We start from the raw sequence: 22,186 nt of genomic DNA, 5'->3' as shown, positions 1-22,186 counted from the left end.
CTCATGAAATACGGTATTCTGATGTGACAAAACCTGAATCCTGGTCGTTAAAGTGTTTGTTTGCACTCATATTTTAACTGTTAGGACTCAGGTTTTTTTATTTAAAGCAAACTATGGGACAGCAGTGCCTGGATAGGTCGCTTTTTTTAATTCTTTTATTCAATAAATTATGACTTTTTAATCACATCTCGCCAGCGCAGTAAGCGGGTTTCGAACAATTTCATAATGCTATCGGTGATTTTGCCTAGGACTGCTAACAGGATAATCGCAATAATCACAATATCCGGACGTGAAGTTTCACGACCATCACTGAGCAGATAACCAATCCCTTGAGTGGCAGCAATCAATTCAGCTGCAATCATAAACATCCAGGATAAACTCAGGCTATTCCTTAAGCCAGTCAATATTCCCGGTGAGGCAGCAGGCAATACAATCTGCTGAACCTGTTGCCAGTATTTCAGGCGATAGACTTTTGCGACTTCCATCAGCTTACGATCCACACCCTGAATCGCTGCCACAGTATTGGTATAGGTTGGGAAGAAGGCACCAATTGCGATCAAGGTGATTTTAGAAGATTCATCAATTCCCAGCCAAAGTAGGAGTAGAGGAATCCAGGCTAGACTCGGAATGGATTTAATTGCAGAAAACGTTGGTTCCAGAAAATCTTCTGCATGTCTGTTTAGCCCAACCAGGATCGCAAAGATCAGTCCCAATCCACTACCCATCCCAAAGCCAAGAAAAACTCGCCAGCTACTGGTCCAAATATGCTGCCATAAATCACCCTCAGCCAGTTCAGTCAAGGACTGAAACAGGCTACTCGGTGCAGGCAACAGATAAGGTTCGATTACGCCATTACGGACCAGTATTTCTACCAATACGATAAAAATAACAGGCAGGGTGAGGGCTTTGATCAGCGAAATGCTGCGTGGTAACACAGCGGATTTTGACTGTTCTTCCACGCTCAACTGTTCCGAGATGCTTTTCGGTATAGCCATTACTTAGTTGCAACCTTTTTAGCATAGCGGGCATCAAATAATTGAGTCACGACCTGATTGACATTGGTTCCTTTACGAACCAGTTCTTCTTCCGTCAGGATACGACCAGCTTTTTGTAATGCCCCGGTATGTTTGGTGGTTGGAATATTCTGATCCAGATTAGTACGGCTGAGTTGAAGCTTGGCGACTTCAATCGGAAGCTTGGCTTCACGTGCCAGTAATTCAGCCAATTTGTCGGGATTGGCTTTCGCCCATTGACGTGCCTGTTCATAAGCTTTAATCACTGCTTCAATCGCTTCCGGACTGGATTTGGCAAACTGGTCTTTTACGCTCAGTACGCTATAAGAATTAAAACTGACATTGCGATACAGTAATTTGGCACCTGACTGTGCCTGCGCAGATGCCATTAAAGGATCAAGGCCTGCCCAGGCATCGACCTGTTTACGCTCTAACGCAGTCTTACCATCCGGATGCTGTAAATGAACGAGCTCTACATCGCGTTTGCCCAAACCAATCGTATCTAAGGCTTGTAAAGTAAATAAGAAAGGATCTGTACCTTTAGTGGCAGCAATCTTTTTACCTTTCAAATCTTTCAGAGATTTGATATTTGAATCTTTATTAACGACCAGTGCTGTCCATTCAGGCTGGCTCTGGATATAAACTGTTTTAATCGGGCTACCATTGGCGCGGCTAAGCACTGCCGCTAAACCTGCAGTAGAAGCAAAATCTGTGCTACCGCTATTTAGATATTCGAGTGAGCGGTTACTGCCTTGGCTAAATACCCATTTAATCTTGGTTTTTGGCAAAGCTTTTTCTAGCAGTTTCTGTTCTTTAACCACCAGACTGGTCGGTGCGTAATAGGCATAATCCAATTTTAATTCAGATGGAATCGCTGCGTTAGCCAAGCCGGTAAAGAAAGAAATAGAAAGACCGAGTAAAGTCAGACCCGAAGTTCTTAATGTTTTTTTCATGAATATCTCAATCTTGAATTAAATTTTTTACATTCATATCGATAAATCGATAAGCACACAAAAAAGAAAAAAAGATAATCAAATCAAAAAATGAAATAATTAACAGCTTTAAATATAGGTATTTGTTTTTATTTGAATTTATTAAATAAAGAATAGAAAGGTTCTGCTTAGATAAAATTTTAAAAATGGTATGGCGTAAATTGATAAGCTGTTTTTTTAATCATTCGTCTTTGCAGTAGGAAGTTTTATAAATAACGAGTGCCATAAAAAAAGCGATGCATTAGCATCGCTTTTTGAGTCACTATTTTATCAATCTGGATAGCTTACATTGGGTAGTCTTGCAGACAGTCATAAACCTCGACTTGATCTAGGCTACCAGTTTCCATTGCCAGGCAAAGAGCCACGACTTTGGCAGTATCAGCAAGATATTGTTCATCTTTCAGTGCAATACCTTGTTGTAATGCAACGATGCGCTCAGCCGGAATTTCAAGCGATTTCGCAGCTTCAGTGGCATCAATCTGGTTAAAGAAGTGCACAATAGCATCTTTGAGGGCAGAATCAGACGCATTCAAGATGCCTTGATTCAATTGCTCTGCATTAAGATCGGTCGAAGAAACTAAAGCCTGGGCGAAGTTTTGAACAAGATTTTGTCCAAGAACATCAGTCATCTTTAACATGGAAAATACCTTCAACAAGGAAAGAGGGAAAGGGAGTACAGCCAAAAGTGAAGCACTAAAAATTGATTGAAAAATAAACTATATTAATAGGGAATGCAAAGCATTATGGATGACCGTTCAGTCCTCTATTTTTGGGCTGTAAGCCTTGAAAAATATAACTGTTGAGAAAATATAAATTTAAATTTATATGCTAAATTTTAATCGTTTTTAAGTCTTATTAAATATAAATTATCTAGTAATATTTTGTCTATAGGCACCTGGACTAACCCCTGTCCATTTTTTAAAGGCACGATGAAAAGCACTGACTTCCTGGAAGTTAAGCTGATCACTGATGTCCTGCAAACTTTGATCCGTACGGGTTAATAGTTCAATGGCTGTATCACGACGAATTTCATTTTTGAGCTGTTGATAAGTCACACCTTCATTTTTAAGACGCCGTTGCATGGTGGCTTCAGACATATTCATTTTCAAAGCAAGCTCATTCAGTTCAAGCCATTCAGCCGGAGGTACTTTTAAAAGCTGTTTGCGGATCTGTGTACTTAGCGCATAAGGATTTTTAAAGCGAACTAGTAGGTTATGCGGAGTCTGTTGAATAAACTGATACCAGGAGGTTTGATCCTGTTTTACTGGGAGCTGCAAATAGGCTGCATCAAACTGGATATAGTTTTCACTGGCCTGATATTCAATCTGCTCACAAAAACGGACTTTATAATCAAAATCATCGAGTGGTGCGGCACATTTCAGTTGAATCTGATTAAGTAAAACCCGCTGTCCGCTTAACCAGCATAGCAGGGTATGAATCAGCATTAGATAGGTTGCATAACTAAACATGCGCTTGGTCTGGTTCTGGTCATAGATCACGATATAGGCAAAGTTTTCTTCGACCATCAGTGTGCTGTGCAGATCATCCAGAATCAGATTAAAAAATTGCAGGATTTGCTGCAGAGCTTTTTCCAGCGTATCGGTCTGTAACAGCATTTTTGACAAGAGTTTGAAACTGCCACGGCGCATTGGATGGCTGTCCATGCCAAAAAATTCGTCATTCATGCTATCGGCAAGTGCAGTCCATAGCGCGGCATACTGCGCCACTGACACCCGTGCTTTAGCGGAATGAAGAATCTCTAATGGAATGGCAGCCTTAGTTAAAATCGCAGCAATATCATAATGCTGTGCTTTGGCATTCAGCAGTGCTTCATGAACCAGATCAATTGAAATGGTTCCCTTACTATATTCCAAGGCTGGTAAGTGCATAGCCAGTCAGATATCCCTTCTTTATTGTCCAAATCCATCAGTGAAGATGCAACATTTGGAAATTGTACAGAATAAAATCTCTGTTTACTCTGCCTATTAAGTCGTAGCTTGTCATAAAAATAGGAACAGGACATTAACATGAAAATTCAGGGAAAAGTGATTGTAGTAACTGGTGGTGCATCAGGTCTGGGTGCAGCCACAGCGACTCATCTGGTAGAACAGGGGGCAAAAGTGATTCTGGTGGATATGAACCAGGAACAGGGCAATGCCTTACAACAGCAACTGGGTGAGCAGGCTGAATTTGTACAATTGGATGTAACGGATGAGCAGGCGGTTGAAGCTTTCTTTAATCATGTTGAAAATCAGTATGGCCAACTCAATGGCTTGGTGAACTGTGCTGGTATTGCACCTTCTGCCAAGGTACTGGGCCGCAATGGAATCCATGAACTGGCGATGTTCCAGAAAGTGTTGAATATCAATGTAAGTGGCACATTCAATATGCTTCGTTTTGCAGCGGCTTTAATCGCGAAGTATGAGCTGCAAACCGATGAAGAGGAGCGCGGTGTAATCGTGAATACGGCTTCAGTTGCAGCCTTTGATGGTCAGATTGGTCAGACAGCTTATTCTGCGTCTAAAGGTGCAGTCGTTGCGATGACGCTGCCACTCGCGCGTGAGCTGGCACGTGAAGCGATTCGTGTCATGACCATTGCACCCGGCATTATGGAAACCCCCATGCTGAAAGGCATGCCGCAAAATGTACAGGATGCTCTGGGGCAGATGGTTCCATTTCCACCACGTCTGGCCAAACCTCAGGAGTTTGCCCAGTTAGTAGGTCATATCTTCGAAAATAGCTATCTGAACGGTGAAGTGATTCGTCTGGATGGCGCCATCCGTATGGCTCCAAAATAAGTTCGAGCCAACGAAGCAAAATACAAAAGTCAGAGTAGATAGGTTTATTCACTCTATATGGAAAATTAAAAGATAAGTAAGGGATATACGCAGTGCTTTTAAATGACGAACAGAAAATGATTCAGGAGATGATGCGAAACTATTCGCAGCAAAAACTGAAACCTACCGCTGGTCTAAGGGATAAAACGGCTCAATTTCCAGCACAAGAATTGAAAGAACTCGGTGAACTCGGTGCACTCGGTATGACCGTGTCTGAACAATGGGGTGGAGCAGGCCTGGACTATGTGTCGCTGGTACTGGCTCTTGAGGAAATCGCTGCTGGAGATGGAGCCATCTCGACCATTGTCAGTGTGCAGAATTCACTGCCTTGCGGGATTACCCAGCGTTATGGTACCGAGGAACAAAAGCAGAAATACCTGACCAAACTGGCGACCGGTGAATGGTTGGGGTGTTTCTGCCTGACGGAACCTCAAGCCGGTTCCGATGCCAGCGCACTAGAATGTAAGGCAGAACGTGATGGCGATGAATGGGTATTAAATGGCACCAAGCAGTTTATTACTACCGGTAAGCATGCCCAGATTGCACTGGTATTTGCAGTGACAGATAAATCTGCGGGCAAGAAAGGAATCTCATGTTTCTTGGTACCTACCGATAGTCCAGGATATATCGTCTCGAATCTGGAAGAAAAAATGGGGCAGCATTGTTCCGATACCGCGACCATTATTTTTGATCAATGCCGGATTCCGGCTGAGAACCTGTTAGGTCAAGAAGGTGAAGGCTACAAGATTGCCTTGTCTAATCTGGAATCTGGCCGGATCGGGATCGCAGCACAATCTGTAGGTATGGCACGAGCTGCACTGGATGCTGCTGTTGAATATGCCAATGAACGTAAATCCTTTGGCGTCGAGCTGGTACAGCATCAGGCAGTAGCGTTCCGTCTCGCAGATATGGCCACCCAGATTGAGGCAGCAAGACAACTGGTCTTACATGCAGCAACGCTTAAAGATGCAGGATTACCATGCTTAAAAGAAGCGTCCATGGCTAAACTGTTTGCTTCGACTATAGCAGAGCGAGTCTGCTCGGATGCGATTCAGATTCATGGCGGTTATGGCTATGTCTCAGATTTCCCGGTTGAACGTATTTACCGTGATGTCAGAGTGAGCCAGATTTATGAAGGTGCATCAGATATTCAGCGTCTGGTCATTGCCCGGGAAGTGAGCAAAGTTTAAAAGTCATGAAATAGCCGACTGTTCAAATCCTGCAGCTCATTTGAGGGAGATGGAAATTGTGATGGTCTATAAAACATGGTCAATTATTGATAAAGCGAAAAGTGACTCAGTAGAGTGACACCTAACATGTCCTAGCAATAGGGCATGTTATATAAAACCGGCATTGCAATGGAATTCGCAGACGGTAGACAGAACAACAAATACAACGGACACAGACATAAAGTCTGTTTATAAACGGAATAGAGGTTGTCGTGATGAAGACACTAGAACAAGCGTATCGTGAATTTGATTTTGACACTATGGTTCAACAACATCTGGCAGGAACGCCAGATTCACTCAATGCCTATACAGAATGCTGTGAACGTTTTCTGGGACAAAACCGGATCGCGTTAATCTGGGAAGGTAAAAATGGCAAGACCCAATATTGGACTTTTGAACAATTGGCTGAGGCTTCAGGACAATTGGCTCATTATATGACCTCACTGGGTTTACAAGCAGGAGACTGTATTGCCGGACTGCTCCCACGAACCCCAGAATTATTAATTACCATTCTAGCCACCTGGCGTATTGGTGCGATTTATCAGCCTTTATTTACCGCTTTTGAAAGCAAGGCAATCGAGCATCGTATTAATACCACACATACCCGACTCATCATTACCAATCAGGAACAGCGTGCAAAACTAGATGATCTGGATATTCCATATATTTTAACCGTCCATCAAACGCCTGAAAGTACCAGTCAGGATGCAGATTTCTGGACAGAACTGAAGAAATATCCAACTGAGTTTGAACCGGTTCAGGGTCGTTTTAGTGACATTTTCCTGATGATGTTTACTTCGGGTACAACGGGACTTGCAAAATCAGTGCCTGTACCACTTAAAGCTTTACTGGCATTTAAAGGCTATATGCTGCACGCCGTAGATTTACGCGACGAAGATACTTTCTGGAATCTGGCAGATCCGGGTTGGGCTTATGGTCTGTATTATGGGATTGCAGGTCCATTGAGTTTGGGGCATAGCATCATTCTGGATGAACGTGCCTTTAGCGTAGACAATGCTGTTGAAGTCATTAAAAAATATCGGGTAAATAACCTGACCGGTTCTCCAACCGCGTTCCGGATGTTCTATGGCTTTAAGGAAAAATTTGATGCTGAGATTAGCTCATGTTTACGTGTGGTCAGTAGTGCAGGTGAGCCATTAACGCCTGAAGTCATTCAATGGTTTAATCATGAAATGGACGTCAATATCTACGACCAGTATGGACAGACGGAACTGGGAATGGTGATTGCCAATCATCATGCGCTGGAGCATCACAAGAAAATCGGTTCCGCTGGCTTTGCCATTCCAGGACATCGTTTTGCAGTTTTAAATAAAGAGCATGAGGAAGTCGAAAAAGGCGGCATTGGGACCTTGGCTATGGACTGCTCAGCCTCACCTTTGATGTGGTTCGAAGGCTATGGTGGTAATAATCGGAAAGCCTTTGTGGGACAGTACTATTTAACAGGAGATACCGTAAAACTGAATGAACATGGTGGAATAGATTTCATTGGTCGTGCGGATGATGTCATTACGACTTCGGGTTATCGAGTTGGACCTTTTGATGTAGAGAGTACCTTGCTGGAGTGTGAAGAGGTGCTCGAGTCCGCTGTGGTTGGAAAGCCAGATCCGGAACGTACCGAAATTGTGAAAGCCTTTGTAGTGCTTAAATCACAATATGCCGCTAGTGAAGAACTGATGTTGAAATTGCAAAACTATGTGCGTTCCCGTTTATCTAAACATGCCTATCCGAAAGAGATTGAGTTTGTAAGTGATTTACCTAAAACATCTAGCGGTAAAATTCAGCGTAATCTGCTTAAACAACAGGAAATTGCCAAGATTCAAGGCATTAAACAGGTCAGTTAATATATTCATTTAAATATATAAAAAAGGTCGCAATTGCGGCCTTTTTTATACGATTAATTTGTTTATGTTCGAATTAATCAGAGAAAATAATTGTCATTACAATGTAATACTATTCATCTTTTAAATAAAATAAATCAAAAATTTAGCCTCTTAATAAGAGGCTAAATTGAAGGTGGAATTCTTATTTACTTATAGATCAACTTTTTTGTGCTCAGCATCTGGTTCCCCAGCTTCGCCAGTCACACCACCTTTTAATGCCTTAAATAGCTGCGTTACTTTGTTATCGGTGACATTCCAGTATTCTGCACTTTCAGCTTCAGCAATCAGTACACGCACGCTAGGATCATCTTTACCTTCAAACCAGTTTTCTGCCCATGGATTCCATAATTTTTCAATCAGAATACGGTCAGTACTGATCTGTGCATTTGCACTAATTGACACATAAATACCATCAGAAGGTTTAGCAAAAGATAGACCAATCTGAGTACGACCAGTAGTGGCAGCTTTCACCAGATCATTGGTATCACGCATGATGAAATACAAATTCTGATCTTCATTCATTTGCTCAGAATTGAGCATGGTCATCGGCTGAGAATGAATTTCCTGACTTTCGGTCACATGGCTGATCATGGTGTAACGCACATCTTTGATTAGTTCCCATAATTTTTCACGATTATTATGCTGATTTTGTTCGTTCATCTATATGCTCCATACTATTTTTGAAAGCGAGGATAATTACTATTCCTTAAGCAGCTTAATCATATTTAGGAATGGATACAGAGGGTCTCACTGAACTGATACATTTTCCTACCGAATTGCAGGCAGCCGCTACAGAAGTGCTAAACAAGCGAAAGACAGTTACAGGGTGATAAAAGAATAGAAGAATGAGATTAGCCAGAAGATGTAATACGTGAATAAATTAACTGGCATATAAATCAGTTAAGTACATTAATAATATGACCATTACATATTTATCAGGGCATTAGCAGCTTGATACTGAACGTTTAGCTGATATGCTATTTGGCGCTAGTATTGCCAAGCCATTTATTGATTTGCTGTTTATGCGCAGAGAAGTTAATTTGCTCGAGATTTATCAGCATATTGAAATTTCGGTAAATGCACTTTTTTTGGCACATGCTTCTTAAAAATCTTCGAAACAAGGAACGACGTTGTCTATATCGACTATGGATGCCATATCCCCAGAGTTTGAACTCACCGATGCTGAATTGCACTTATATAGCCGCCAGATTCTTCTGGATGGTTGGGATATTGAAGCACAGGAAAAGCTGAAATTTTCTAATATCTGTATCGTGGGGTGTGGCGGGATTGGTTGTGCCTTGGCAGAACTTCTGGCACGAGCGGGTGTAGGCAAAATTACTCTGATTGATCCTGATACCATCGAGATGAGTAATCTACAACGACAACTGGCATTTACGCCAAATGATTTAGGCTTTTATAAGGCAGAAATACTCGCGAAAAGGCTAGCTCAGATTAATCCGAATGTTCAGGTTGAATATATTAATCAGGCTTTAACAACTGAAAATGCAGAAAGTATCATTGAACATCAAGATCTGGTGCTGGATGGATGTGATCAGTTCGAGACACGTTATCTGATCAATCAAAGCTGTGTAAAACTGAATGTGCCTTTAATCAGTGCTTCTGCGATTGGTTTGCAAGGGCAACTGTTCATGATGGAAGGGGATTCAGCTTGCTATGCCTGCCTGTTTCCACCTGAACATCAGGCTGATACCAGTTTGCGTTGTGCAGACTCAGGCGTCTTGGCGACTACGCCAAATGTGATGGCGAGTTTGCAGGCTCATCATGCATTGCTTTATTTAGGCCTGGGTAAAATGCCACTTAGACAGAAACTTCTACTCTGGGATGGTCTGAGTTTCAAACAGCGCATTTTAAGTTTCGAAAAAGATACAGATTGCCCGGTCTGTCAGGCAAGATAGGCCTGCAAAATTTAATTTTTTTGCTACACTGCATGTAATTAATTTTTCCTAAGACATTATGAAAAAAAATATCTGGTTAGATGGAATACGTTCGGTTGCCCGTATGGGTGAAACCGTAGTAGTTGCGGCGAAGGCCGGCATTAAATATGCCACTGAAAAGCCAAGTAATGCCAAACTCATGCGTGAAACATTTGAGTCTTTAGGCTCAACCTATATCAAGCTCGGTCAGTTTATTGCCAGTACGCCGTCGCTGTTTCCGCGTGAATATGTGGAAGAGTTTCAGGGCTGTCTGGATCAAACACCGACCTTGCCATTCAGCTATATCCAGGAAGTGCTAGCATCAGAGTTTTCTGGCCGAAACTTGGATGAAATCTTTGCCTCAATTGAGGAAACACCACTGGCTTCTGCTTCCATTGCACAGGTACATGCGGCCAAGCTGGTTTCTGGTGAAGATGTGGTTATTAAAGTACAAAAACCGGGTGTGGAAACAATTCTATATACCGATTTAAATGTATTGCATTGGGCGACCAAACTGCTGGAAAAAGCAGTGCCGAAAGTAAAATTTGCGTCATTGGCAGATATTGTCGAAGAAATCAAAACCCGAATGGTGCGTGAGGTTGACTTCATCGAGGAAGCACAAAATCTGGATGATTTCGTCAATTATCTGAATATCACCAATAATAAAGCAGCAACTGCTCCTAAGGTTTATCATCAATATTCAACACGTCGTGTGCTAACCATGCAACGTTTATATGGCGTGCCACTGACTGATTTTGAAGTGGTGAAAAAGGTCGCTAAAGACCCGTCACAGGTTCTCATCACTGCAATGAACACCTGGTTTGGCAGCCTGATGATGTGTAACAGTTTCCATGCTGATTTACACGCGGGTAATCTGATGCTGCTTGAAGATGGTCGTGTGGGCTTTATTGATTTTGGTATTGTCGGCCAGCTTAAACCAGAAGTCTGGACAGCGTGTATGGCCTTTATGGATGCCTTGCAGCATACCAATTATACCCTGATGGCAGAGAATATGCTGAAAATGGGTATGACTGCAGTTGAGATTGATACCAAAGTGCTTGCGGCTGATCTTGAACGTTTATTTAGTGGTGTGATGTTAGCTGATCCTCAGGATCTATTAACTTCAAGCCCTGCAGATCTCAACGATATCATGATGGATATGGTAGCAGTCGGTGAACGTCATGGCATTCGTTTCCCACGTGACTTTGCTTTATTGTTTAAGCAAATGCTGTATTTCGACCGTTTCATGCGAATTCTGGCGCCGTATACAGACATCTATGCAGATCAGCGTTTGCAGATGGTTCAGACTATGGATCCAAATTTGCTGTTAAAGCATTAATTTAATCCCTCCCGACCTCCCTTTCACAAAGGGAGGCTTTCATTACAGAAGAAATAAAAGTGATGAAAGTCCCTCTGTATTAAAGAGGGATTTAGGGAGATTATTGGTAAATGTTAAATTCCGAGTTTTAAAATGGACGCAATTATTATTGAAGGCTTAAAGGTCGATACAGTAGTCGGCTGCTTTAATTGGGAGCGTCAAATCATTCAGCCTTTAATGCTGGATCTGACTATTCGTACCAACTTAGAACAAGCGGCACAGTCTGATGAACTGGAAGATACTTTGAATTATGCTGAAATCTGTGAGATTTCAGCGCGGGTGATTCGGGAAGCCCAACCAAAATTGATTGAACATTCAGCAAAACTGGTACTAGACGCGCTTTTTGCTACCTTTGAAAGTGTAGAATCGATTATGATTACGATCCGTAAGCCTGCCATTATCGCGCAAGCCAATTCTGTAGGGATACGTCTTGAACGCCACCGCAACGATATTCGCCCTAGCACTGGCGAGTAATTGTCATCCACAGCAACATTTTCAGGCTGCCCAGCAACGGATCAGTGAGTTGGGGGAAGTCCGGTTTTCTCCAATTTACCTCATTCCATGTCGGGATAGTATCGGAGCAGATTACTGGAATGCGGCCTGCCTCCTATACAGTGAAGTTTCTGTTCAAGATATGACAGATTTATTAAAGCAAATGGAAACGGATTCAGGGCGGGTGCGAGCATCGCATCAGATCAGCCTGGATGTCGACCTGATTGCATGGGGAAATGATTTAAGCCAGATGGAATTTAATCCCAAAAAATTACCGCTTGCACTAGACGTAAAAATCCCGATGCATGACATCTGGTCTCATCCTGCATTTGAATATGATCGCCGTCTTCAATATCCACAAGTCAAAATTTAATCTGTATCTGAAGTTAATCTAATGAATTTTTCAGTTTTATCTAAGCAGGGGATCTGTATTTGCCAAAAAACTGTTATTTACTTTTTCTTTTTATAAAAAATAACTAACAACACAATAATTGCGAATAGAATGCCAAGAATAATATCTGTTTCCATACGTCACCTTTAAAGCATTATTTTTTTGATAAATAGGTCATAGCTATTTAATAGTTATACCTGTCTCAATCGTTCTAGAATTTTAATAAATACGAGATGAAACCGGTTCGATTATAATAGCTGAATAAACGAATAGAGTTTGATTAAAATGTGAACCGATATTCTGTTGGATAGATGGTTAAATTGATTGATCTGCACTCAAAAAAATCAATGAGTCATCTTGTTTAAGAATTCATGAGAATAAAAAAAGCCCTCAAAAAAGAGGGCTTCATTTGATACTTAAATATAATAACTGGTTTTAGTCATTAACTTGGAAATACCGGTCATGGCAATCTTGACTGGAAGGGGTAAATCTACGCCGCCTGCAGCCAAAGCTGTATCACGGTGATGCAATTCATCTTCATTCATCTGTTCCAGAATGCGACGTGAGCGTTCATCTTGTGCGGGCAGTTGATTAATATGATGCTGTAAATGCATACTCACTTGGCGTTCGGTTTCTGCAACAAAACCCAGACTGTATTTGTCCCCCGCAATGCCGGCAATTGCACCCATCCCAAAGGAAAGGCCGTACCAGACTGGATTAAGTAAACTGGTATGGCTATCCAGTTCTTGTAAGCGGTCTTCACACCAGGCCAGATGATCCTGCTCCTCAATTGCCGCCTGTTCCATTTCTCGACGTACATTTGGTAATTTCGCGGTTAATGCCTGTCCATGATAAAGCGCTTGGGCACAAACCTCACCACTATGATTCACACGCATTAAACCAGCCACATGACGGGCATCACTTACGGTAAGCTGAGTTTCGACCGGTTTGGCTGGATTTTCCCGTTGTGAGGAAGTCGTTCCGGGAACAAGACTGCGTAATGCCTGGTCAAAAGAATGAATAAGCTTATCGACACCTGTATATTGACGCATGAATTAATCCTCCAAAGGGGCTTTTGCAGTTTTGATCATCGATTTCAATCTATAAAGCAGCCATAAAGTAAACAGGCCACTCAACACTGCAGTAATACAGAAAAGTATTTTAAGATCAAACTCTAAAATGCTTAAAATAATAATTGAGAATATAGCAGAAGATACCATGAAAACGGCATTCAGGATGTTATTTGCTGCAACCACACGTGCACGATGTGAGCGGGGAGAATGCGCTTGCATCATGGCATACAGCGGCACGATATAAAAACCGCCACTAATGCCCAGTAAAGTTACCGCCAGCATCACATGATAATAGCTCCAGCCTTGCTGGAATACATCTGCCAAGCCAAGTAGAGCACCAGTACGTTCCGGGACAAAGGCAAGACTTGCTGCCAGATACAATGCAAAAACTACAAGACCAATAGCGCCAATCGGCACCATTTTAATATTGACCTCAGTACCACCTAATCTACGGCATAGATAAGAACCTAAACCGATTCCGACAGAGAAAAAAGTTAAAAGCAGACTGGCGACATTTTCAGAAGCATGCAGGTTTTGTAAAGTAAGCTGTGGAATCTGGGTCAAATAAGTCGCACCATAAAACCAGTACCAGGAGTTACCCAGCAGAATTAAAAAAACCAGCGGTAAACTTTTAGCATATTTAATGGTCTGAAAGCTGGTCCGGAAAAAGTTCCAGTCAATATTGATTTCGGGTGCTGGAATACTCTGCTTCAGAATATAACGACTGGAGAGATAGCCAACCACGGCAATACTTAACACCGTCAGGCTGATCCAGATCAGATTGCCTGTAGAAGCAGCAATGACTGCACCACCCAGAATCATACCGAATAAAATTGCTAATGAAGTGCCTGACTGGAATAGTGCATTACCTGACATCAATTCATCCGGTTTTAATACTTCAGGCAAAATGGCATATTTAATCGGGCCGAAAAAAGTGGATTGAGTGCCCATTAAAAACAGGGCAAACAGAAGAATCCATAAATGACCGAGCAGGAAGCCAATGGTGCCCAGAATCATGATCACAATTTCAAAAATCTTTAAATAGCGAATCAGCTGGGAACGTTCATATTTATCTGCAATCTGGCCTGCCGTCGCAGAGAAAATAAAATAAGGCAAAATGAACAATAGTGCAGCAAGGTTATTTAAGGTGCTAATACTGGCTGATTGTTGCTGAATCCAGCCATAGGTAATCACCAGTAATAATGCCTGTTTAAAAACATTATCATTCAGTGCACCAAAAAACTGGGTCAGGAACATGGGTAAAAAGCGGCGGCTCGCTAACAAATGTTCATTGTTGTTCATATAAGACGTGCTACATTAAGATTTATTAAGAAATGTGAGATATACGTAAACATTGAGAAAAATCATGTAAGATACTTTCGTCCATGTAAAGGCAAAACCCAATAATTTAAGTTCTTTAGCTTATCTTTTTCGGTCAAATAATCAATTAAAGAATGTATTCGTTTAGAGTTTGCTATGCCCGCAAAGAGAAAATTTAAACAAACGATGCTGAATCGTAGTATGGGGTCTCTCGTACCATATCATGGCCGAGCCAGGCTATGTATGAGTATATTTTTCATGATGTTATCGCATCAGGGCATGGCACAGACCGAGCAGACGGAAACTCCGGTAGCACTCTCTCAGGCAGAAATGATCGAAGAGTTATCCCAGGAAGCCGTTCGACAAGGGGTAGCTACGACCGAAGCTGAAGCGACAGAAAAAGTTGAAGAAGCCTTAGAACCTCAAACTTCGACCGTAGATAGTATGCAAATGCTGCAAGAGCAGCAGAATATGGGAACGTCTCTGGGTGAATTTCAGCCAATTGAGTTTGATGATTTAGAAAGCCTGCCGGTGCAAACGATTGACCAGAGCATGGCCAATGAGATTTATAAGGTCGCAGAAGAAGCGAAACGCGAAGCGCAAGCCTATCGCCAATCAGCGCAAACTGAAACCGTAGTCAATGACATGAGTCAGCAGGAACTGGTTGAAATCAATCAGGCACCTGTGAATGTTGATCAGCTTATGCAGTCCATTCAGGCCGATAGTCAGATCATCGTGCAAAGAAATGAGTCGGGTGCGACCTTATCCGAATTGCCTGCACCAACAACGCCTGAAAATGACAAACGTCCGAATATTTTCAAACGACTGTTTTATAAAATCCGTCCACCTCGCCAGATTATGACCGCTAGTTTGCCTCGGATCAGTGCAGATGTGGTCATTGTGAATGGAAATGGCACTGCGCAAAGCAATGGCGGATTGAATCGTAAAGCCCAGTCAGAAGGTTATACGAATCTCAGAAATAATGTAAAAGCTAAACTTTCCAGCTTTACCCAGGAATCCTTTGAAGATTTTTCATCTGCATTACCGCAACTCCGTAATCTGTCCAATCAGGCTGCCCAAGCTGTAGGTTATTACAATGCCCAGTTCAGATTTGAAAAATTATCTGACAGTCGGGTTAGAGTCTATGTGACTCCGAATGAGCCGGTCATTATCAATACCCATAATATTGAGTTTAGTGGCCCAGGTGGTGAACAGCCGCAGTTCCAGGTTATTAGTCTTCTACCGGAACAGGAAGAAGGTGATATCTTTAACCATGGGGATTATGAAAAAACCAAAGACCGGATTAATACCGCAGCCAGCAATAATGGTTATTTTGATGCGTACTGGCGCTTGCATGATGTGCGCATTGCCCAACCCGAAAATACAGCCGATGTGAACCTGCGCTTTGAAACAGGTGAGCGTTATAAACTGGGTAATGTAGAGTTCAGGATGAGTGATCCTGAAAAAGAATTTCCGCTAAATCGTGATGTACTGGAAAGTCTGGTTACTTGGGAAGATGGTGCTGATTACACCTTCTGGCGTGTAAATAGCCTGGCCAACAACCTGACGAACTCACGTTATTTTAACTATACGCTGGTGGATGCGATTCGTCCTGATCCTATTGATCGAGAGCTGGAACTGGCACCGGATATTCAGAGTCTGATAGAAGAACAGAAGTTTTCAGAAGATGAAATAGGTGTGGCCAAGAAAGCTGCACCGGCATCCGATCAGGAAGTTACCCAGGATGTGGTAGATGAAGATCAGTTCGCTGGTAGTCGTGATGCAGAGAATCCAAACTTAAGAACCTTGCGGGTTCAGCAGCAGACTAAAGAAGACGAAGAAGAGCGTTTAAAGGCTCAGGCTCGTGAAGAGAAAAAAATTCCGGTGATCGTGACACTGAATGCAGACCGTCTTAACAGTGCTGAAGTCGGTCTGGGTTATGGTACGGATACCGGAACACGCCTGCGTGGACAATATCGCCGCGCGATCGTAAACAAGCGTGGTCACTCATTTGATGCCAACCTTGAATTGTCACAAATCCGTCAGTCAATTGATGGTCGTTATAATATTCCATACAACCATCCACTTAATGACTATATCAGTATCGTAGGTGGTTATGAGCGTGAAGAACGTGATGGTGTGGCCCAAGGTGATGGCCTGTTAATTGAATCCGCGGTACTTGGTGCTGACCGGATTATTAAAAATCCGCGTGCTAATTGGCAACAAACCTACGGTCTACGTTACCGTCTGGATCGTCTGACGCAGGATGGTTCGGTTGATTTTAGCCAGATTCCGGAAGCATTCAGATTTAATACTGAAGATGAACAGCAGTCTTTACTGGTGGGGTATGAAGTTTCCCGTACTGATAGTGATCGCCGCGTGAACCCGACCAAGGGCTTTAAGCAAACCTATAAAGTCGAATTGGGCAGTGAAGCTCTATTGTCTGATGCCGATATGGCGATTGTGAATGCAGGCTGGCGTTTTATCTATTCACTGGGTGAAAATGCCGATCACCAGTTTGTTGGACGTGCGGATCTGGGTTATATCTTTACTGAAGATTTTGCCAAAGTACCTTATAACCTGCGCTATTTTAGTGGCGGTGATCAAAGTATCCGTGGTTTCGACTATAAAAGTCTTTCTCCGGAAATTGAAGGCTTTAAAGTGGGCGGACAGGCTTTGGGTGTGGCTTCACTGGAGTATAATTATCAGTTCAGGGAGGGCTGGCGCGCTGCAGTATTTGCGGATGCCGGAAATGCCTATAATGAGGATTTTAGTAATCCGACAGAATATGGTGCGGGGCTGGGGATTCGTTGGGCTTCACCGATTGGCCCAATTCGTTTAGATGTGGCGACCGGACTGTCGGATGACAATTATCCGATTCGTTTGCATTTCTTTATTGGCTCGCAGTTATAAAACATTTATTAATTAAAAAATAGTTATTTGGGTAGATCATGGTCGAAAACCAACCACAGCCAGAACAAGAGCAACAACCTGAAGTTGTGCCGAAAAAGCGCCGTATCTTTAGAAGTATTCTATTGTCGGTCCTTTTTTCTCTTATTTTTCTGCTGTCTGTACTGGCGATCCTGTTTTCTACCGATAAAGGCAGTAAATTCCTGCTTGATCAGGTGATGCAGCGCCAGGAAATCATCCATTACGAATATGAAGGCGGAAATCTGTGGCGCGGGATTATCCTGAAAAATGTTCTGGTTACCCTGAAACCGGTCGATGTCAAAATTGATCGTGCTGATGTCAAGCTGGGTTGGCGAGCAATTATCAAAAAAGAAATTCATCTGACTGAAGCAGATGTACTGAATTTACAGATTATTAATAAAAATCCGCCAAGTGATGAGCCATTCAAGTTCAATGCTATTCGTTTACCGTTTGTATTGCGGGTTGATCATTTACTTCTCGATCACTTGGTGATTAAAACCCAGACTAATGCAGTTGATTTTTATAATATCGAACTGAATGAAGCATTATGGTCAGGTACCGAGCTGAATTTCGAAGATTCCCGCATGGATATGGGCTATCTGTCAGTACGCGAAGCTACCGGGAAAATGCAGTTTGAAGGCAAGTATCCACTAGATGCACGTGGTATTTTAAATCTGCCTTCACTCAGAGAAAGCCTGAATATTCATGATATTCAAGTACGTGCTAGAGGTACACTGGATACCATTCAGGCCGGGGTCGCGACCAACACTCCAGATTTGCTGACAGGCTGGGCGGTTCTGCACCCGATGCGTCCTAATGTACCTATGCGTGGTGAACTCCAGTTTAAACAATATCACTGGCCAATCCTGACAGAGCAGAAACTGTTTACGAAAGATGGTGTGGCTGAGTTTAATGGGAATACCAAGCGCCTGGATCTGAATGTTCGCACCGATATTGAAGGTGAAAATATCCCGGATGGGCAATATACCGCAGTAATGTATACCGATCTGGTCAATCAGCTCAATATTACTGATCTAAATGGTCAGCTGATGAAAGGTTCGGTAAGTCTGGCAGGTACTGTAGGCTGGGCTGATCGGGTGGATTGGGATCTGACAGGTCGCATGAATGGGATAGATCCGAAACATCGGCGAATTCCTCAAGTAGTGCAGGACTTTCTGCCACCAAGTCTGGACGGTAATATTGCTTCTACCGGTAATTTGGAAAATGGCCTGCATTTGACAGGACTGGTGGATTTTGACCGCTATGAAACCTGGAATATCAAGCTGGATCAGAAGCCGGTTAATGACAATAAAGCTCAACCGATGTTACTGGATGTAGCCTGGAAAAATATTGACCGTGCTGTGCCTTATATCGGCTGGTTAAAAAGTGAATCAGGCGATGTTGATCTGGTACTGGTCGAAGGCCAGCAAAATATTCATGTCGCTACCCAGGTTGCTCAGCATGAAGAAGGGCTGTTGCCGACAGGAATGTATCAGGCACAATTGAACCTGAAAAATAACATCCTGAATGTTCCAAGTTTTAAATATAGTGGAAATGGACAGGCCGGCAGTCTAACAGGTAATGCACGAATTGAACTGCCAGAAGAAAAACGTCAGCTCAGATGGTCCGCAGTATTAAATGCCCAGAACCTGAATACTCAGACTCTGGCTGCAGCTTCACCAATTGACCGCTTGAATGGTCGGGTAAAAGCCAGTGGTTATGCACGTCCGAATCAGCAGATTATTAATCTCAGCGGTGTAGATCTGACCGGACGACTGGCTGCGCAAAATGAAACCGTTCACCTGACAGGTAATAGTAATATTGCCTTGTTGTTCCATGATGAAAAAGCAGGCGGCGGATTCAAAAGTTATGCGGTCAATTATGATGGTGCATTAAGTGCCAGCCAGATCAAGGCCAGTCAAGGATTGTTAAAACTGCGCTTGTCGGGTACGCCTGATATGCTAAATATCAAGGAACTGCGTCATGATGGGGTCGCTGGAAAAATTAATGCCAATGGTCAGGTGAACTTAGCAAATGGTATTGGCTGGAATGTAAATGCCTCTCTGGTGCGTTTCAAACCTCAATATTTCAATGCCAAGCTTAAAGGTGAATTGTCTGGCAATCTGCAAACCCAAGGTGTCTGGTCGGATGCAGTGAAGCGTGTCCAGATTCAACGCTTAAATCTGGCCGGTATGTTGAATAATAAACCGGTACGCGGTAAGGGGAATCTGGCTGTATTGATTGACTCCAAGCAGCGTGGTTTTGTACCGCAGCAGTTTGAAGCCAATAACCTGTTCCTGTCTTATGCCAGCAACCAGTTACAGGCCACCGGTAATGCGCAGAATCTGCAACTTAAAGTGAATGCGCCGGCATTATATGAACTTTATCCGGGATTAAGAGGCCGGGTACAAGGCTACATCAATATGCAGGCACAACCGCGTTTACAAGCAACTGCGAATCTGGCAGTAGATAATTTTGCCTTCAAGAACCTGTTTAGCGTAGACAAGATTCGGGTACGTGGCCAGTTGCCGACTTCACAAACCACACCGACTTTATTGACTGCAACCATGGATCAGTTGCGTAGTGGCAATAGACAGATTGTACGTGGTGAAGTTTCATTGGCTGGAACCCGCGCTACACATGTACTGCAAGTTCAGGCTGAAAACAAGCTGTCTAAATTCTTTGTTCAGCTCGCAGGTGGTTTTAATGCACAAAATAACTGGTTAGGCCAGATCCAGCGCGGTGATTTCGATTCACTGCGTACTCATCTGGTGCAGCGTCAAAATGCAGCTGTAATTTATAACACTGCACAGTCGGATCTGTTTGTCGGTGCTCATTGCTGGATGAGTCAGCAAAGTCAACTTTGCTTTGATCAGCCAATTCGAGTGAATAAAACTCGAGGCAGTGCTTCTTTTATTACCCGTAATCTGGATCTGGCTGACTTTAGTGCCTTCCTGCCAGAAGGCATAGCATTAACCGGTAAAGTGAATGGTTATGCCAAGGCAGCTTGGGCACAAGGTGCCAAACCGAAAATTGATGCACGGCTGGTAACCCGCAATGGGGTGATCGGCTTATCTTCTGATGATCCGGAATATTTAGGCTCGACTTTAAAATATGATGAAGTGGGTCTGGTCGCAAAAAGCGTGGCCGCTGGACTACAGATTCGTCTGGATGTGAAAACACCAGATATTGGTACAGGCTATGCCAATGTGATTATTGATCCATATCGTGACAATAAACCAATGCGTGGCGAGATTGCCTTTAACCAGGTTCAGCTGAAGATCTTTAAGCCATTCATTCAGGATGTACGTAATCTGGATGGTACCTTGTCTTATGCAGGTAAAATTAGTGGAACGTTAACCGATCCATTACTTGAAGGTGAAATTCGGGTTAAGGACGGGGCAATCAGCATGATTTCATTGCCAGTCAATCTGACCAATGTGCAGCTCTATTCATCAGTCCGCCAAAATACCGCGACGATTAATGGTGCATTTAACAGTGGCCGTGGCGCTGGTAAATTAACCGGCTCTGTAGACTGGAAAGGTGATCCACGCGTACAGCTCAAACTTCAGGGCGAAAATCTGTTGATTCGTCAGGCACCGCTGATTACTGCGGTGGTTACGCCTGACCTGACCTTGGATATGTATCCGTTCAATAAAAAATTAAACTTGAGTGGCAAGGTCGATGTTCCTCGTGCACTGATTTCCATGCCTGAAGCCTCTGAACCTGTCGTGGGCTTGTCTTCTGATGTTCGCGTAGTACGTGAAGGAGATGACCAGCTCGCCATTCTGAAAGCGGCACGTCCATGGGATATTCGCGCAGATGTTGCAGTGTCGTTAGGAAATCAGGTGATCTTCCAGGGCTTTGACAGCCGTATTCCACTCTTAGGTCGTGTCAATCTGACACAACGTGGTCTGGAATCTGCGATGCGTGCCAATGGTGCGATCGGGGTATCACAACGGGTGAAAATTGAAGCTTATGGACAAAGTCTGGATCTGAACCGTGCAATTGCACGTTTCAATGGCCCGTTGTCGAATCCAACCCTGGATATTGATGCCAATAAATCCATTCAAGGTAGCACGGTGGGTGTACGTGTCACTGGTACAGCCTCAAGTCCTGCCATTCAAATTTATAATGATGCTGGCCTGTCTGAACAGGAAGCGTTGAATGCCCTGATTACTGGTCGTATTAATGAAGGGGCTTCAGGCTTGAGTCAGGCAGAAGGTTTCAGATCTGATGTAAATAACACCATTGCAGCCGCAGGGATCAGTCTGGGCTTAGGCGGTACGCGTGCCTTGACCAACCAGATTGGCCGTAGCTTTGGCTTGAGCGGTCTGGCACTGGATGCACAGGGAACCGGGGATGATACTCAGGTGTCTGTAACCGGTTATATTACGCCAGACTTATATATCCGTTATGGGGTTGGCGTATTTACCCCAGTAAACAAGTTGACTTTACGTTATCAAATGAATCAGCGTTTATATTTGGAAGCCAGTCAGTCTTTAGAGCGTGCAATTGACTTATTCTATAACTGGCGGTTCTAAGCTAATAAAAAGCCCTCTAAATGAGTAATGCCAGTCAGTTAAGAGATTGACTGGCATTTTTTTGGGTATTTCTGTGGTTTCCCTTTCACAACTCGTGGGTAGTTTCTACTTCTTTTTTTCGGTAAAACATACCTTTTAGATTTTTCCATTA

16 protein-coding genes are annotated in these 22,186 nt (G+C 43.1%); 9 read left to right on the top strand and 7 right to left on the bottom strand.

Annotated features, from left to right (window positions below; all coding sequences use genetic code 11):
• Positions 1-167: 167 nt before the first annotated feature.
• From FTV18_RS14270 to FTV18_RS14255, 4 genes are all read right to left on the bottom strand, one after another.
• Positions 168-995, bottom strand: coding sequence for an ABC transporter permease (locus tag FTV18_RS14270; RefSeq protein ID WP_180018569.1), 828 nt, complete (start codon positions 993-995; stop codon positions 168-170).
• The gene (locus tag FTV18_RS14265; protein ID WP_180018571.1) at positions 995-1,966 is read right to left on the bottom strand and encodes an aliphatic sulfonate ABC transporter substrate-binding protein; all 972 of its coding nucleotides are present in this window, start codon (positions 1,964-1,966) and stop codon (positions 995-997) included. The genes FTV18_RS14270 and FTV18_RS14265 overlap by 1 nt, the downstream gene beginning before the upstream one ends.
• 323 nt (positions 1,967-2,289) lie before the next feature.
• Positions 2,290-2,643, bottom strand: coding sequence for a hypothetical protein (locus FTV18_RS14260; RefSeq protein WP_004783846.1), 354 nt, complete (start codon positions 2,641-2,643; stop codon positions 2,290-2,292).
• Between the two features lie 228 nt (positions 2,644-2,871).
• Positions 2,872-3,894, bottom strand: coding sequence for an AraC family transcriptional regulator (locus FTV18_RS14255; protein WP_004783844.1), 1,023 nt, complete (start codon positions 3,892-3,894; stop codon positions 2,872-2,874).
• 138 nt (positions 3,895-4,032) lie between these two features.
• On the opposite strand from FTV18_RS14255, the gene FTV18_RS14250 reads away from it, so the two are divergent.
• From FTV18_RS14250 to FTV18_RS14240, 3 genes are all read left to right on the top strand, one after another.
• Positions 4,033-4,803 (top strand): 3-hydroxyacyl-CoA dehydrogenase, encoded by a 771-nt coding sequence (locus FTV18_RS14250; protein WP_034171627.1) that lies wholly within the window; start codon positions 4,033-4,035, stop codon positions 4,801-4,803.
• Between the two features lie 92 nt (positions 4,804-4,895).
• Positions 4,896-6,032 (top strand): acyl-CoA dehydrogenase family protein, encoded by a 1,137-nt coding sequence (locus tag FTV18_RS14245; protein ID WP_004783839.1) that lies wholly within the window; start codon positions 4,896-4,898, stop codon positions 6,030-6,032.
• A gap of 254 nt (positions 6,033-6,286) precedes the next feature.
• Positions 6,287-7,933, top strand: a complete 1,647-nt coding sequence (locus FTV18_RS14240; protein ID WP_180018573.1) for an AMP-binding protein — start codon at positions 6,287-6,289, stop codon at positions 7,931-7,933.
• A 189-nt stretch (positions 7,934-8,122) separates the two neighbouring features.
• Here the strand turns inward: FTV18_RS14240 and FTV18_RS14235 are convergent, their stop codons facing one another.
• The gene (locus FTV18_RS14235) at positions 8,123-8,632 is read right to left on the bottom strand and encodes a pyridoxamine 5'-phosphate oxidase family protein (protein ID WP_034704527.1); all 510 of its coding nucleotides are present in this window, start codon (positions 8,630-8,632) and stop codon (positions 8,123-8,125) included.
• Positions 8,633-9,117: 485 nt separating this feature from the next.
• Here FTV18_RS14235 and FTV18_RS14230 point away from each other — a divergent pair, with 485 nt between their 5' ends.
• The 4 genes from FTV18_RS14230 (at position 9,118) to FTV18_RS14215 (ending at position 12,149) form a co-directional block, all read left to right on the top strand.
• Positions 9,118-9,888 carry a HesA/MoeB/ThiF family protein gene (locus tag FTV18_RS14230; protein ID WP_166135057.1) on the top strand — a complete coding sequence of 257 codons (771 nt, stop codon included), beginning with the start codon at positions 9,118-9,120 and terminating at the stop codon, positions 9,886-9,888.
• Positions 9,889-9,946: 58 nt separating this feature from the next.
• Positions 9,947-11,245: an AarF/ABC1/UbiB kinase family protein gene (locus FTV18_RS14225; RefSeq protein WP_180018575.1), complete on the top strand. Its 1,299-nt coding sequence runs from the start codon at positions 9,947-9,949 to the stop codon at positions 11,243-11,245.
• A 132-nt stretch (positions 11,246-11,377) separates the two neighbouring features.
• Positions 11,378-11,758 carry a dihydroneopterin aldolase gene (gene folB, locus FTV18_RS14220; RefSeq protein ID WP_180018577.1) on the top strand — a complete coding sequence of 127 codons (381 nt, stop codon included), beginning with the start codon at positions 11,378-11,380 and terminating at the stop codon, positions 11,756-11,758.
• Positions 11,715-12,149: a 2-amino-4-hydroxy-6-hydroxymethyldihydropteridine diphosphokinase gene (locus FTV18_RS14215; RefSeq protein WP_180018579.1), complete on the top strand. Its 435-nt coding sequence runs from the start codon at positions 11,715-11,717 to the stop codon at positions 12,147-12,149. Before folB ends, FTV18_RS14215 begins: the two co-directional genes overlap by 44 nt.
• A gap of 434 nt (positions 12,150-12,583) precedes the next feature.
• Here FTV18_RS14215 and coq7 read toward each other — a convergent pair whose 3' ends face one another.
• Both coq7 and FTV18_RS14205 read right to left on the bottom strand, forming a co-directional pair.
• Positions 12,584-13,219, bottom strand: coding sequence for a 2-polyprenyl-3-methyl-6-methoxy-1,4-benzoquinone monooxygenase (gene coq7 / locus FTV18_RS14210; protein ID WP_004783823.1), 636 nt, complete (start codon positions 13,217-13,219; stop codon positions 12,584-12,586).
• A gap of 3 nt (positions 13,220-13,222) precedes the next feature.
• Positions 13,223-14,542: an MFS transporter gene (locus FTV18_RS14205; protein ID WP_180018581.1), complete on the bottom strand. Its 1,320-nt coding sequence runs from the start codon at positions 14,540-14,542 to the stop codon at positions 13,223-13,225.
• 174 nt (positions 14,543-14,716) lie between these two features.
• On the opposite strand from FTV18_RS14205, the gene FTV18_RS14200 reads away from it, so the two are divergent.
• Positions 14,717-17,473: an autotransporter assembly complex family protein gene (locus tag FTV18_RS14200; RefSeq protein WP_180018583.1), complete on the top strand. Its 2,757-nt coding sequence runs from the start codon at positions 14,717-14,719 to the stop codon at positions 17,471-17,473.
• 38 nt (positions 17,474-17,511) lie between these two features.
• Positions 17,512-22,035 (top strand): translocation/assembly module TamB domain-containing protein, encoded by a 4,524-nt coding sequence (locus FTV18_RS14195; protein ID WP_180018585.1) that lies wholly within the window; start codon positions 17,512-17,514, stop codon positions 22,033-22,035.
• The last annotated feature ends 151 nt before the right edge of the window (positions 22,036-22,186 follow it).

It is taken from the genome of Acinetobacter sp. YH12241 (assembly GCF_013417535.1).
In the GTDB taxonomy this organism is placed as follows: domain Bacteria; phylum Pseudomonadota; class Gammaproteobacteria; order Pseudomonadales; family Moraxellaceae; genus Acinetobacter.
Note: the sequence above shows the minus strand (reverse complement) of the source record. Positions and strands in the feature narration are given on the sequence as shown.

Bases quoted from the DNA above. Each gene is read 5' to 3' on its own strand.
- FTV18_RS14270 (WP_180018569.1), bottom strand. From the start codon at position 995: ATGGCTATACCGAAAAGCATCTCGGAACAGTTGAGCGTGGAAGAACAG.
- FTV18_RS14265 (WP_180018571.1), bottom strand. From the start codon at position 1,966: ATGAAAAAAACATTAAGAACTTCGGGTCTGACTTTACTCGGTCTTTCT.
- FTV18_RS14260 (WP_004783846.1), bottom strand. From the start codon at position 2,643: ATGTTAAAGATGACTGATGTTCTTGGACAAAATCTTGTTCAAAACTTC.
- FTV18_RS14255 (WP_004783844.1), bottom strand. From the start codon at position 3,894: ATGCACTTACCAGCCTTGGAATATAGTAAGGGAACCATTTCAATTGAT.
- FTV18_RS14250 (WP_034171627.1), top strand. From the start codon at position 4,033: ATGAAAATTCAGGGAAAAGTGATTGTAGTAACTGGTGGTGCATCAGGT.
- FTV18_RS14240 (WP_180018573.1), top strand. From the start codon at position 6,287: ATGAAGACACTAGAACAAGCGTATCGTGAATTTGATTTTGACACTATG.
- FTV18_RS14235 (WP_034704527.1), bottom strand. From the start codon at position 8,632: ATGAACGAACAAAATCAGCATAATAATCGTGAAAAATTATGGGAACTA.
- FTV18_RS14230 (WP_166135057.1), top strand. From the start codon at position 9,118: ATGGATGCCATATCCCCAGAGTTTGAACTCACCGATGCTGAATTGCAC.
- FTV18_RS14225 (WP_180018575.1), top strand. From the start codon at position 9,947: ATGAAAAAAAATATCTGGTTAGATGGAATACGTTCGGTTGCCCGTATG.
- folB (WP_180018577.1), top strand. From the start codon at position 11,378: ATGGACGCAATTATTATTGAAGGCTTAAAGGTCGATACAGTAGTCGGC.
- coq7 (WP_004783823.1), bottom strand. From the start codon at position 13,219: ATGCGTCAATATACAGGTGTCGATAAGCTTATTCATTCTTTTGACCAG.
- FTV18_RS14205 (WP_180018581.1), bottom strand. From the start codon at position 14,542: ATGAACAACAATGAACATTTGTTAGCGAGCCGCCGCTTTTTACCCATG.
- FTV18_RS14200 (WP_180018583.1), top strand. From the start codon at position 14,717: ATGCCCGCAAAGAGAAAATTTAAACAAACGATGCTGAATCGTAGTATG.
- FTV18_RS14195 (WP_180018585.1), top strand. From the start codon at position 17,512: ATGGTCGAAAACCAACCACAGCCAGAACAAGAGCAACAACCTGAAGTT.